The 14,107-nt window shown below is 41.8% G+C and carries 12 protein-coding genes; 3 read left to right on the top strand and 9 right to left on the bottom strand.

The features are described from left to right. The 8 genes from PHR02_RS04000 to rsmH all read right to left on the bottom strand — a co-directional run. On the bottom strand, positions 1-421 hold a 421-nt coding region (locus PHR02_RS04000), incomplete at its 3' end, for an FxsA family protein (protein ID WP_299989266.1). Continuing rightward, positions 418-2,121: a proline--tRNA ligase gene (locus tag PHR02_RS04005; protein ID WP_299989269.1), complete on the bottom strand. Its 1,704-nt coding sequence runs from the start codon at positions 2,119-2,121 to the stop codon at positions 418-420. The genes PHR02_RS04000 and PHR02_RS04005, both read right to left, overlap by 4 nt. Next, entirely contained in the window at positions 2,121-3,413 is a 1,293-nt protein-coding gene (gene hemA / locus PHR02_RS04010) for a glutamyl-tRNA reductase (RefSeq protein ID WP_299989272.1), read from the bottom strand. The genes PHR02_RS04005 and hemA overlap by 1 nt, the downstream gene beginning before the upstream one ends. Then, complete coding sequence (locus PHR02_RS04015; protein ID WP_299989275.1) at positions 3,413-4,303, bottom strand: polyprenyl synthetase family protein; 891 nt, start codon at positions 4,301-4,303, stop codon at positions 3,413-3,415. The genes hemA and PHR02_RS04015 overlap by 1 nt, the downstream gene beginning before the upstream one ends. A gap of 8 nt (positions 4,304-4,311) precedes the next feature. Further along, the gene (locus tag PHR02_RS04020; protein ID WP_299989278.1) at positions 4,312-4,722 is read right to left on the bottom strand and encodes a hypothetical protein; all 411 of its coding nucleotides are present in this window, start codon (positions 4,720-4,722) and stop codon (positions 4,312-4,314) included. A 103-nt stretch (positions 4,723-4,825) separates the two neighbouring features. Continuing rightward, complete coding sequence (locus tag PHR02_RS04025) at positions 4,826-7,921, bottom strand: efflux RND transporter permease subunit (protein WP_299989281.1); 3,096 nt, start codon at positions 7,919-7,921, stop codon at positions 4,826-4,828. 10 nt (positions 7,922-7,931) lie between these two features. Beyond that, complete coding sequence (locus PHR02_RS04030; RefSeq protein WP_299989284.1) at positions 7,932-8,210, bottom strand: hypothetical protein; 279 nt, start codon at positions 8,208-8,210, stop codon at positions 7,932-7,934. 6 nt (positions 8,211-8,216) lie between these two features. After that, a complete protein-coding gene (rsmH, locus tag PHR02_RS04035; RefSeq protein WP_299989287.1) occupies positions 8,217-9,140 on the bottom strand; it encodes a 16S rRNA (cytosine(1402)-N(4))-methyltransferase RsmH in 924 nt (307 codons plus the stop codon). Between the two features lie 81 nt (positions 9,141-9,221). On the opposite strand from rsmH, the gene PHR02_RS04040 reads away from it, so the two are divergent. Further along, a complete protein-coding gene (locus tag PHR02_RS04040; protein WP_299989290.1) occupies positions 9,222-9,812 on the top strand; it encodes a class II aldolase and adducin N-terminal domain-containing protein in 591 nt (196 codons plus the stop codon). On the opposite strand, the gene PHR02_RS04045 is transcribed toward PHR02_RS04040, so the two are convergent. Then, positions 9,798-11,099 (bottom strand): adenosylmethionine--8-amino-7-oxononanoate transaminase, encoded by a 1,302-nt coding sequence (locus tag PHR02_RS04045; RefSeq protein WP_299989293.1) that lies wholly within the window; start codon positions 11,097-11,099, stop codon positions 9,798-9,800. The genes PHR02_RS04040 and PHR02_RS04045 overlap by 15 nt on opposite strands. A 118-nt stretch (positions 11,100-11,217) precedes the next feature. Here PHR02_RS04045 and PHR02_RS04050 point away from each other — a divergent pair, with 118 nt between their 5' ends. Next, on the top strand, positions 11,218-12,684 hold the full coding sequence (locus PHR02_RS04050; RefSeq protein ID WP_299989296.1) for a peptidylprolyl isomerase: 1,467 nt from the start codon (positions 11,218-11,220) through the stop codon (positions 12,682-12,684). A 1-nt stretch (position 12,685) separates the two neighbouring features. After that, positions 12,686-14,095: a cell division protein FtsA gene (gene ftsA, locus PHR02_RS04055; RefSeq protein WP_299989299.1), complete on the top strand. Its 1,410-nt coding sequence runs from the start codon at positions 12,686-12,688 to the stop codon at positions 14,093-14,095. The last annotated feature ends 12 nt before the right edge of the window (positions 14,096-14,107 follow it).

The raw sequence follows: 14,107 nt of genomic DNA on the forward strand, positions 1-14,107 counted from the left end.
TAGCAGGAGTATCGTCGATAATTTCGGCATCAATGACATGGTCATCCTTTCGTGGTGGTGTGTAGGTATCTTGGTAGTTTTGTGAATGGTATTTTCGCGTAAAACGGTTAACAATAAATTTACTCAAAAGAGAAAATTGCATCAACAAACCGATAATATCTCCCAAAAATCCTGGAAGAATCAATAAAATGGCACCAAATAGCCCCATTAAGTTACGACTAGAAAACCCTTGCATATCAATCTGCTGCATACGCAAGGCATAAACATTCTCAGCGAGGCTATGACGGAAATTCATTAAAATAAAAATCCCTAAAAATGCGCTCCCGACAATTTCAAAAAAAGTATTTAACCCTCCAATTTGCGAAGCAAGCTCTATCGTAACAAGCACTTCGATAAACAAGTAGATTAAAAAATAGATCATTGGCAAAGCTCTTTAATTTTGTTTAACACATCTGATGCATCCACACTAATTATCTCACACGTTTTTCGAATCATAATTTGAACCAAACCGTTATCAAGCTCTTTTCCGACAATCACCGTATACGGAAATCCGATCAATTCAGCATCCGACATTTTAAATCCGAATCGCTCTTTTCGATCATCCAACATCGCTTCAATACCGTTACTTTGCAATGCAGTATAAAGTTCTTCGGCATACGCTAGATGTGATTCTTCTTTAATATTGGAAACCATGACATTCACCATATATGGAGCCGTTGCGTGAGTCCAGATACACCCTTTTTCATCGTGATGCTGTTCGATCACCGCAGCGACAAGACGGCTAACACCCATCCCATACGTTCCCATGATAAACGGCTGAGCACGCCCGTTTTCATCCAAAAATTCTGCTTTGAGCGGTGCCGAGTAAACGGTGCCAAGTTTGAAGATATGCCCTACTTCGATCCCTTTGGTATGGAGGATTTTACCCTCACAGTGAGGACAACCATCCCCCTCTTGAACACTGACGAGATCGGCAAAATGAGCCTCATTCATAACACTTAGATCCACACCGACGAAATGGTAATCGGCTTCGTTTGCACCGCAGATCATTGTCGTTGCACCTTTGGTATCATTATCCATCACGATACGAATTTTATCCTGATCGATCGGTCCGATAAATCCAGGAATCAGTCCGATTTCGATCAACTCCGCTTCCGTCGCATCCACCAGATCGATCGCCCCGACACTGTTACGCGCTTTGACTTCTTGAAGTTCATCACATCCTCGAATAAAGAAACAGACGAGTTCTGAGCTCTCTGTATAAACAGCGCGCTGAACGACCGCTTTGAGGGTATAGTACGGATCAACATGGAAAAAATTACTCAAATCTTCAATCGATTTGATAGCAGGTGTTTTGAAACGGGCGAAATCGGCGCTCGGTGCTTCTGGAACACTACTACGAGGTGCACGGCGTGCCGCTTCAACATTGGCACCGTATTCGCAACTGTCACACACCGCGAGGGTATCCTCACCGCTTCCGGCTAATACCATCAACTCTTTTGACCCCGTACCCCCAATGGCACCGCTGTCGGCTTCAACAACACGAAACGCGAGACCCAAACGCTCCAAAATACGTTTGTATGCCGCTTCCATCGCATCAAATTCACGATCCAAATCTTCGGTGCTTGAGTGGAAACTATACCCGTCTTTCATCACAAACTCTCGTCCGCGCATCAAACCAAAGCGGGGACGTGCTTCATCACGGAATTTGGTTTTGATCTGATAGAGGTTGATAGGGAGTTGTTTGTAACTCGTAACACGGTTACGGACGATGTTTACCATCATCTCCTCATGGGTCGGCCCGAGGACAAAAAGGTTCTCTTTACGGTCTCGGAAACGGAGAAGCTCTTTACCGAATTTCTCGATCCGTCCGCTCTCTTGCCACAATTCCGCAGGGGTTACGAAACTAAGATCAACCTCTTGTGCGTCACACGCCGCCATCTCTTCATTGATAATGTTTTCGATTTTACGAAGTACCCGTTTTCCCATCGGTAAAAAATTATACAACCCTGCCGCTACCTGCGTCACAAATCCTGCACGCGAAAGATAGATATGGCTTGGAAGCTGCGCATCTTTTGGAGCTTCTTTGGTGGTTGGGATATAGGCTTTACTAAAACGCATTATTTTCCTTTAGGGTAATAGGTACAGGAGTTTTGGGATAAGTCATCCCCCTCTTCCTGATTCATTAAAAAACTCATCGACTCGATCAGGGCATCAACACGCATCGGATCAGAACCATCACGCATCCTCTCAGCAAATGGGTGTAAAAACCGCTTTAGCGCTTGATGTGTTGCTTTTTGGAGAGCGTGCTCAAATTCTTTGGGAATATACCTATTTTCAATCACGCGTGTCGCTTCCAAAAATGCAGCATCAGAAGCTCGAAGATACATATTCTTGATAAGAGGTTCAACCGAGAGCATTTTGAGCCACTCGAAAAATAAATTCACATGCCGGCGAATAATAACGTAAGAAAGTTTTGCTTCATCCTCACGCAAAGCGATATTTTCACTGACAATCTCTTTGAGATCATCAACATAAAAAAGACGAATTGACCAAAGTTCGCTATCACACTCGATATCTCGGGGAACTGCCATATCAAACCAAAAACGATCAAATGAAGTTGGTTTAATCATCTCATCCGTAATAATTGGACTAATCGACCCTGTTGCCGTAAAAAGTAACTCATTTTCATTAATCGCATAAGCGATCTCATCGAATGATCGTACCCGTGCATTGCACTCTTGCGCAATTGCTTCAGCTTTCTCAAAAGTTCGGTTCATAACCGTCACATCTACACCTTGAGCACTAAGGTGCTTACAGGTAATCACCGACATCTCTCCTGAACCTATGACCAGTGCTTTTTTGCCTCGAACATCTCCCACCGATTCTTTCACTTGAGCAATTGCTACACTAGCAACAGAAACAGGTTTGGAAGAAATATTGGTAGCATTACGTACTTCTGCCGCGCATTTAAATGCATAATTCATTGCACGCGAAATTTTTTGAGCTGAGTAACCATTATCCTGTGAGAGTTTGAACGCATCTTTAAGCTGTCCGGAGATTTGCGTCTCCCCGACCACCATAGAATCAAGTGAACTTGCCACACTGAAAAGATGATGAATCCCCCCCTCATCATCAAAAATATCAGCACGCTCATGCAACTCTTGGGGAGTGAGACCTGAATGCTGTGCTAAAAGAGAAAAAAGAGCTTCATTGGCTCCATTCGTATCGTTACAACTGCAAAAAAACTCGACACGATTGCATGTAGAGAGAACCATCGATTCACTAATAAAAGGGGTCTCATTTAAACGTTTCATAGCATTTAACTGCGCAGTATCATCCACAAATGCAAGTTTTTCCCGTATGGCCAAGGTTGAGTTTTTATGTGAAAAGCTGACAATCAAATAGTGCATTAATGGCTTCTTCTGATCACGGTTTCAATGATGGAACGCAAAGCAATATCTTCACCGACAGCATTGATCGCTTCATCGCACAACATACGTGCATGAGTATAGGAGTTTTCAATGATACTGAACGTATCCATTTTTGTACGAATCCATTTTTTTTCACTCTCATCCAGTACTTTAGCGTGATACCTGATAAGACGCTCTTTTTCATGTGTATCGAGTCGTTCAAACAAATCAATGTATGGAAGTGTCACTTTCCCCTCAGAAAAATCATTAAGCGATGGCTTACCAAGAGTTGCTTCATCAGACGTAATGTCGAGGATATCATCAACGATTTGAAAAGCAAGTCCAAGATTTTTACCGTACGTTGCATGTGCATCCGCGTCTTTGCCTGCTAGTATTGCCGCACCATAAGCACACGCCTCAATCAACGTGGCAGTTTTCAGATACAGCATTTTGAGATAAAGCTCACGATCACTGTTAAAAGACTCTGCCATCCCTACGTCCATCATCTCTCCAATTGAGAGACGAGTAACCGATTCAGCTACAGTGCGGGCAATGCGTGAATCAAAAGAAGTAAGTTCACTAAACGCTTTAGAATAGAGAATATCCCCAAGCATAATGGCGGTTTTTGAGCCATGCGTTGCATTGATCGAGGGGACACCTCGACGCAATTGTGCCTCATCGATAACATCATCATGCAGTAAACTTGCCGCGTGAATCAGCTCAACAATCGCCCCTAATAACGGTGCTTGAGGAGCCGATGGTGCAATGGTTAAAATAAGCCGCGCACGTAAACGTTTGCCACCGGAAAGTTTTTGGAACAGTTCCATAGCCTGAGGATAATCAACCTCATTAACAAGTTTAGCAATAAGATTTTCTACAATTTCTAACATTCCATCAATCACTTCTGAGTTAAATAATCCAAAACAATTCGTTTTTCTGTATCAATTAAAAAAAGATCCATTTGCGCGGTTGCATTGGCTTCATCAAATTTTTTAAAAAGAACAATTACATACGGTATATCTTTATGACTCCGCTTAGCGGGTAAAAGAACTTTTCGAAAGCTTTTATTGGCATGAGTAGCATACAACATATGTTGTCCGACAAACCGATCAAAACTCTCATGTACGACTAATACTTTGTCTTTATAAAGAGTCCATCTAAAATTGAGTACCCGTTCTTGTCCCTCACTTTTGATAAGTACTTTAACCAACTCATCTTTTTTGAGTATAAAACTTTTGCTCTCTCTCCAAGCAGCCGCATCCAAAACACTAAGTATCCCAAAGAGTAAAAATATGAAAATAAGGTTCATACACACTCTTTTCTGAAATTTCGGAACGGACGATATCTACGTCGGATTATACATCGACTCGGCATAGGAACAATTTAAGTCGATGATTATACCACCATAATTCTTATTTGATTCGATAGATAACACTATAAAGCAACGGAACATAAATAAGATTCAAAAGTGTTGCCCACGCCAAACCAAATCCAAGCGAAATCGCCATGGGTTGTAAAATTTGTGCTTGACCGCTTGCAAAAAAGATGAGAGTCGACAACCCTAATACGGTTGTGATCGAGGTCATTAAAATCGGTCGAAGACGGGTTTTTGCCATCGATATCAGTTCAGCTTTATCCCTTGCATTCTGAATAAATTGCACCATTAATAAGCCATCATTTACCACAACTCCAACGAGTCCTACCGTGCCTATCAGGCCAGGCATGGTCATATTGAGCCCCATCAGCATGTGCCCCGCATACACCCCTAAAAGCGACAGAGGAATAACACTTAAAACAATCAATGATTTTATAAATGAATCGAAAAGCCACACCAACGCGATAAAAATCAGCACGATAGCCATAAGTGCGGCTTGAGACATTTCCCGTTTTGTTTTGGCATTTTCCTGCTCTTCTCCTTTGACATTAACCTTAAATCCCTCTTCCTTAAGTTTCTCGATCGTTGATGACAACGCTGACATTACCTCTGCAGAAGTAGTATGCTCTTTGTCAATAGAGGCAAAAACACTGCGAATCCGTTTGCCGTCCTCTTTGTTAAGCGTCACATACCCTCGCGTGTAAATAAAATCACACACCTCTTGAAGTGCCACCTGCTCTGAACCTACTATAATCGGGAAATTTTCAAGCGAAGAGAGGGCATCTTTTTCTTTCCCTTCAATACGAATACGAATCAAACCGTTTTCATTAAACATTTTAGAATATTCTGCTTTGAGATAATAGGCTCGTAACTGGGCGTTTAACATCCCCTCATCCAATCCTAACTGCTGCCCATATCCATTCACACGGAGTTTAACTTCACGCTCACCTTCATCAGCGTTATCCCCGATACTGTGGACCCCATTCACCGTTTTCAGTGAAGAGGCTAATCGATCTACCCCATCAACCAACGCCGCATCACTCTTTCCTTCGAGTGAGATTTCAATATCATGCGCGACAACCCCTGTTCCCGGAACCGAATTAATCAGTTCTTCAAACATCTTGCGGTCTCCCAGCTTTTGTTGTGTATAAGGGTGGATAATCTTGGCAACTTCATCGGAGATACGATCCGCATCGCGTCCCCGAGTCATTCCTGAGCCATCATATTCTATACTTAAATAAGGGTTGATATAGCGATCAAAAACATTTACGGGTGAGCGTTCATGCAAATCAATAAAAATATGAAAAAGGTTATCTCCTAGTTCTGCTTTGTTTTTTGCATCCAAACGCATACCGATGACGGAGGTGACTGACGAGACTTCATCAGGAGAAAGCTTTGCAATCAGATCTTTTTCAAGTGCCTCCACCATCGCTTCGGTTGCTTCTAAATCGTTATTAATATCCACTTTGCCGGTCACATAGACTTGGGTTACATCAAACTGCGGAAAGAGCTGAAACTTGGTGTGTTTAATAAAAAGTATTTCAATCACTATAATCACCAAAATCATTACACCTAACGTGAGTTTTGGACGGATCAAAACAAGATTAAGAACCTTCGCAAACCACCCATACAATTTCTGCCAGATGAGATGTGAGAGGTGATCCTCTTTTCGAACTCGTAAAAAATCGTGTGCGTGCAGCGGCAAAAAATAAAACGCTTCAAACAGCGAGCTTAGCAACAATATCGTAATCATAATCGGGAGAATTTTAATAAAAGTTCCCATCTCACCGCTCATCATCAACAAGGGTAAAAAAGCAAACACGGTGGTCATGGTTGCCGCCATAACGGCTGGAAACATCTCTATGGAACCGCGAATCGTCGCTTCACGCTTGCTTAGCCCCTCTTCCATATGACGGTAAATATTTTCCGCAACAACAATCGCTTCGTCTACTAACATTCCTAACGCGATTAATGCCCCTAATAACGAGAGCATATTAAGGCTGTAACCGATCATTTGTGTCGCAATCAAACCGATCATGAAACTCACAGGGATTCCGATCGCAACAACCATAGCGATACCGCGATTTACGAAAATCAACATCGCGAAAAAGACTAACACCAAACCAAAAACGATGTTTGAAAATACCGTATTCAAACGATTTTTTATCCATATTGAAGTATCGGTATAAATTTCAAATTCTAATTGGGGATACTTCTGGTCATACCGTTCTAGTTTATGACGTATCTGCTTGACTAATTCGATGGCATTACCACTTTTTGCTTTGGTAATGTTCAGCGAAACATTTCGCATTCCATTGAAGTGGGAGAGTTCCGTACCGCTGCTCAGTTCAAAAGAGATTTTGGCAACATCCCCCAAACGGACTTGAACATTTCCGACACGAATCAAGGTATTACGGATATTTTCAGCCTCTTTTTCCCCATTATAAGTGCTGATATAGAGATGATTTTTCGCCTCTTTGATCGTTCCAATTGGGAAAATAGAACTCAAATTTCCTAATGCTGAAACAACCTCGCTTTGATTCAATCCGTACGCTTCGACTTTTTGCGTATCCAAACGGATCACAAGTTCATCATCAGCATCCCCGCGAACCGTAATTTCACTCAAATCTTTAAGTTCTGAAAGTTCACTTTTGAGCTCTTCTGCTCGTGCCAATAAGGTTTCAGTTTTTACATCTCCCGCAATAGCGATCAATACCAAAGGGATAGTCTCTTCATAAATCTTTGCCGTAGGTTCATTCATATCGGAGGGAAGATCACGTTTTGCAAGAGCTATGATATCTTTGACGTCGCTAAGCACTTTATTATTGTTGGAATCTGGCTTGATATCGGCAACGATAACAAACGCCCCATTTTTAATGCTCGATGTTACCTCATCAAGTTCATTAACATTTTTTAAATCGTCTTCGAGTGATTGAACCACCATTTTATCAAGTATATCCGCACTCGTTCCTGCGTACGCTCCATTAATGGTGATTTTATCCATCTGCATCGGCGGAAATATCTCTTTTGAGATATTAATGTACGAAAAAATCGCAACCAAAAAAATGAAAAAGAGGAAAAGATGATTTAAAAGAGGTTTATCAAGAGCGAATTCAATAAAGCGGCGTAGCATAATGTTGCTCCTAAAAGAGGGTATCTAACACCTGACTTTTGTATTTCATAGACTCTACTTTTGCCCGAATCAGTCGATTTTCTTCCATCAGGGCATCGTGTTCATGACTCAGAGTAGAGATTTCACGACTTTTGAAATAAATTTGTGTATTAATGAAAATTTTGGGAAAAACAATCACCAAGATCAAAAAAATGCCCACAAAAACATTTCGCAAAAAAATCGGCCCCATCGAATCATCAGGGTTGATAATAAGATGGGTCTCTTCTAAGATATCGTGTTTATCACTCATGGGTTATCAGTCTCTTCGTATTTCAAATATTCGGAGTTTTGCACTGCGGCTTCTCGAATTTGATCGCAACTCATCATCCTGCGCTGTGAGAGGTTTTTTGGTGATCACTTTTCCGATGGAATGATTGTTTCCGCAAGTACAGCGCATCGCATCATCGGGGCAAATACAATTTTTGGACCATTTGGAAAAGCGGTTTTTCACAATCCGATCTTCGAGTGAGTGGAACGTGATAATTGCCACACGCAGAGTCTTAATAGCCGATGCTTCGATCGCATCCAGTAGTCGTGTCAACTCACCCAATTCATCATTGACTTCAATCCGAATTGCCTGCATCACCAGTGTCGAGGGGTGAATTTTTTTTCCCTTCGGCATCAGATGAAAAATCGCGTTGGAGAGCTCTTTGGCAGAACAAAACGGTCGGCGTTGCACCATCGTCTCTGCCACTTTACGGGCATTAGTCACTTCACCATATTCTCGAAGAATAGTTTCCAATCCACTTTGCGAGTACTCATTGACCACTTCATAGGCACTCAGTGGCGCATCGGGATTCATCCGCATATCGAGCGTATCACTCTCATACGAGAACCCGCGCTCGCGCTGATCGAGTTGGAGCGAGGAAACCCCGATATCGGCCAAAACGCCGCAAATTTGATCACCCTTTTCCCCCATTGCATCACGAGCAACTTCTGAGAAACGGCCTCTTCGGATATCTACACGGTTTCCATAAGAATCAAGCCGCTTGGAAGAAAAATTTATCGCCGTAGGGTCTTGATCAATTCCAATCAGGTTCAAAGCGCCGTTATTATCGAGCAATAACGAAGAGTGCCCACCGTAACCCATCGTACAATCGATAATAGTCCCCTCTTTACATACGGAAAATGCTTCAATCACTTCACGATAAAGGACGGGGATATGGGGAGTCTCTTGCACAAAGCGGCCTTTGGGTTTTAGTCTCCTTATCATAACTCACCCACTCTAACATATTGTTTAAAATATGCTAAAATCTCTTTTATGGATAAACAATACGTCAAACGTCAACTCGCCACTTTTGCCCTCTCAATGTTCCGAAAAGATTTTTTCGGTATTTATCACGGTTCTCTCTCCGCAAAACTCGATACCAATCTTTTTACGATCAATACAAAAAATGCTATTTTTGACTCCATCAGCGAAGAGAGTCTAATCGATCTTTTCTACAATAAGGATTACCGTTGGAAAGATGCCAGTATTGATGCATCTATTCATCAGGGAATTTATCGCCAAATATCGGATGCTAAATTTATCACCTTTACAATGCCGCCGTTTACCACCGCATTTTCGCTCAATCACTCCATTATTATCCCTAAAGATTATTTCGGGTTCAAAGAGTTTGGAAAAATCCATATCTATGATCCTAAAAAATTTGAAGATTGGTACGAGCGTGCAGTAAGTGAGATCCCCCAATATTTCCAACAAAACAATACTGCAATAATGGTTATTCGCGGGTACGGGGTTTATGCCTTTAGCCGTGACATCCATACGATGGTTCGACAGCTCTCTATTTTAGAGCGAAGTTGCCGCATTTTGATGCTTGATCATTCCCAATCGCGTTTAGACATCGATTGAGAGAATTGATCCTTCGATTGCATCAAAAACTCTCTGTAGTTCTTCAAAAGTAATAACATAAGGGGTCATCACATAAATGACGCTTCCCAAAGGCCGTATCAATACTCCTTGTCCCATACACTGCTGATGTATCTTTAATCCGATCCGATCCTTTGGATCAAATCCCTCCAATTCAATCGCCGCAATCATCCCACACTGACGTACCTCTTTGACTCTCGCCAATCTCTCAAACCGTTTTAATTCTTGGGCTATAAAAGCAATCGTTCGTTGATTATTTTCGATCACGTTTTCCGATTCGAAAATATCGAGCGTCGCATTCGCCGCCGCACATGCCAAAGCATTTCCCGTATAACTGTGTGAGTGTAAAAAAGATCGCGTAGGATTATAATCGCAATAAAACGATCCATATATTTCTTCCGTTGTTAGTACAACCGATAGCGGTAAATACCCCCCTGTAAGCCCTTTTGAAAGGATTAAAAAATCGGGTGTTATACTCGCTTGCTCACATGCAAACATACTCCCCGTCCGTCCAAATCCGACCAAAATTTCATCCGCGATAAAATGGACTCCATACTCCACACACAACCGTTTTGTTTCACTTAAAAAGAGGGGATGATACATCCTCATTCCCCCTGCACCCTGCACTAACGGCTCGACGATCAATGCCGCAATCTCATCTGAGCGTTCTTGGAGCAAATTCTCAAACGATTTTGCCGCTTCAAGTGCCGCTTCTATCGTTTGATTTTTCGGTGATGGTGTCTGAATCGAGCGGATCAGCAGAGGCTCATAGGTCTCTTTATACAAGGCTACATCCCCTACCGAGAGTGCCCCCAATGTCTCACCGTGATAACTCTCAGAGAGTGAAACGAACAGTGGCTTCTCTTTTCCACCGTTTTTATGCGAGTGATACGACATTTTGAGTGCTACTTCGATCGCACTTGAACCGTTATCGGCATAAAAACATCGTGTTAGTCCCTCAGGGGAGAGTTTTACCAATCTCTCCGACAATCTTACAATCCCCTCATGGGTAAAGCCTGCCAAGATAACATGTTCTAGCGTATCCAATTGCTCTTTTATTTTTTGATTGATATAGGGGTTACAATGACCGAAGAGATTAACCCACCAACTACTGATAGCATCGATAACACGGTTCCCTTCAAAATCGTACAAATATATTCCATCCGCTTTGGAAATGGGAACCAACGGAATTGTCTCATGATCTTTCATTTGGGTGCACGGATGCCATAAAACATTTAAGTCACGCGTGGATATCTCTAAATTATTCATGAAAAACCTCTAAAATTGAATTATAATATGATAACATTTGTTAGTCGGGCACTATTTTCATCCAAGTTTAATGGTAAACTGAATAGAATATCTGAATTTTACAATAGGATCGTTAAATATGATTACTTGGATGCAACGCCATCGGAAATATTTGGTCATTACGATCTGGATCTCCACAATCGCTTTTATCGGAGCCGGATTCGTCGGATGGGGACAATACAGCTATGGGGACAAAGCCGGAGCTGTCGCTAAAGTAGGAGAAGTTTCGATCACCTCTGCTGAACTGCAAAAAAGCTACTCAAACCTTTTTAACCAATACAATCAGCTTTTCCAAGGAAAATTTGACGAAAAACAAGCACAACAATTTGGGCTCCAACGCCAAGCGCTTCGCCAATTGGTAAACCAGGCTCTTATTCTCAATCTTGCGAACAGTTATGGATTAATCGTATCCGATGAAGAACTTTGGAACATTATTAAATCCCAAAGTGTTTTTTCAAAGAATGGAACCTTTGACAAAACGGTATACGCAGAAATGTTAAAACAAAACCGTTTAACGATCAAAGAGTACGAAGAATCAATGAAAAAAGAGTTGCTCATCCAAAAAACCCTTTATCTACTCGCATCAAGCAATCAAGCGATTGAGGCCAAAGCTATCTCAGGTGCCCTCGGCGTATCTGATAAAATTAGCTACAAACTCTTAACACCCAACATGATTACTCTCACTCCAAATGAAACCGAATTAAAAGCTTTCTGGGAGAAACATAAAAAAGAGTTTACAACACAGCCAAGCTATGAGATCAGCTACGTTGTTCAAAAACCGCTCAGCCTTACACCAGCGGCAAAAGAGATCAGTGAATATTATGATATGAATCGCCAATCATTTAAAGACTCTACAGGAAAAATCCTCACTATGGATGAGGCAGAACCAATGATCCTTGCAGCACTTAATGATAAAGCAACTGAAAAAGAGGCTCTTCGTCTCTATATCGATTTCAAAAAAGGGACGCTAGCAAATGCAACTATGGCAGAGAAAGCGATAATCAAGGAATCATCATCTCCATTTACCCCTGAACTTTCAAAAGAGATTACACAACTGAGCGAACAAAAACCGTTCTTAAAACCTAGAAAAGTTGGGAACGATTATTTAGTGATCAAACTAGATAAAGCGGTTCCATCACGTCCAATGAGTTATGAAGAAGCCAAAACAAAAGTTAGTACGCTTTACCTCATTGAAGCCAAAAAAACAAAACTTCAAGAGTTAGCGCAAAACAGTTTTAAAACCTTTAGTGGTCAGAGCAGTGATTTCATAACACGTAATGACAGCACTAAACTAGCGGGTTTAAACGCTCAAGAAGGATCCGAATTTTTATCAAAACTGTTTGCTTCCAAACAAAAACAAGGTTTTATCACTTTAGAAAATGGAAATGTTATAATCTATAACGTTTTGGAACAAAAGTTGCTTCAAGATAAAACATTAGCGGATGAAAATGCTGTAGCGAAGCTAAAAGGGAGTTTGTTGGATCAAGGGCTTATTAAAACTCTTGAGAGCAAATATCCTGTTGAAATCTATGTAGAGGGGATTTGATTTGAAACGGACCGTTTTAGCCATTGATATCGGCTCAACTAAAGTTTGTGCACTCATCGCGGAAATCGATGACGATAACGTTGCACAAATCATTGGTGCCGGGATCGCAAAAGCACAAGGGCTTCGCAAAGGGAGCATCACCAATATTGAGCTTGCATCAAAATCGATCAAAAGCGCACTCAATGATGCGAAACGTGTTGCCGGGACTGAACTACGAAGTGCTGTCGTCACCATCTCCGGTGCCTACACAAAAAGTCTGAATTCCAGTGGTATTGTCAATATCCCTAACAAAGAGATTACCCTCAATGAAATTCAGCGTGTTATGCATACGTCACTGTATAACGCTAATATCCCTAATGAGTTTGAAGTATTACATGCCCTTCCGTATAATTTCAAAGTCGATGATCAAGATTTTATCGAAGATCCTCTAGGGATGAACGCCGCACGTCTGGAAGTCGAAACTCATATTATTACGACACAAAAAAGTAATCTTAACAATCTTCGTAAAGCGGTAAAAGCTGCAGGTGTTGATGTTGAGAGTGTTGTACTCAGCGGATATGCCTCAGCGATTGCCGTTCTTAATGCAGACGAAAAAGAGCTCGGAGCAGCTGTCGTCGATATGGGTGGAAATACGAGTAACATAGTTATCCACTCCGGTCATGCAATCCGCTATAACGATTTTTTAGGTGTAGGTTCAAACCATATCACCAACGATCTATCCATGGCATTGCACACTCCCCTTCACACAGCTGACAATGTCAAAATCAATTACGGATCGCTTTATGCTCCTAGCAACGACCTGATTGAACTTCCTGTTATTGGAGATGAAAGCTCAAGTCATGAGGTCTCCCTCGAAGTTGTCCATAACGTTATTTATGCGCGTGTCGAAGAGACGTTAATGATTATCGCTCAATCTATCGAAAAGAGTGGCCTTAAAGAACATATGGGAGCCGGTGTTGTACTAACCGGTGGTTTTACCAAAATTGAAGGCTTACGTGAATTGGCGATTGCAATTTTGGACAATATGCCAGTACGACTCGCTAAACCAACCGACATAGGGGGACTTTTTGACACCCTTAGAGATCCATCCTACTCAGGTGCAGTAGGATTAGTCAAATATTTAGCCGGCGGTTATACACCATACGAAATCGATGTAAATCGTCGTATGCGACATGCCAGTGAAGAACCGATCCCTACTCAAAATCCCCTCCACGATGAGGCGCCTAAGTTTGAGCAAGCTACTTCTATCTCTACTCCTTCTCCTACAGCGGGTCCCATACCGCAGCCGATGAAGGAAGAGAAGAAAGCAGAAACCAGCAAGATGGTCAATATCACGGAGAAAAAAACCGTAGATGGCGATCAACCAAACCCAATTTCCAAGTTTTGGAATTGGGCAACTCAACTATTTTAATCACGTCAAGGA

The sequence above is a fragment of the Sulfuricurvum sp. genome (assembly GCF_028688295.1).
Classification (GTDB): domain Bacteria; phylum Campylobacterota; class Campylobacteria; order Campylobacterales; family Sulfurimonadaceae; genus Sulfuricurvum.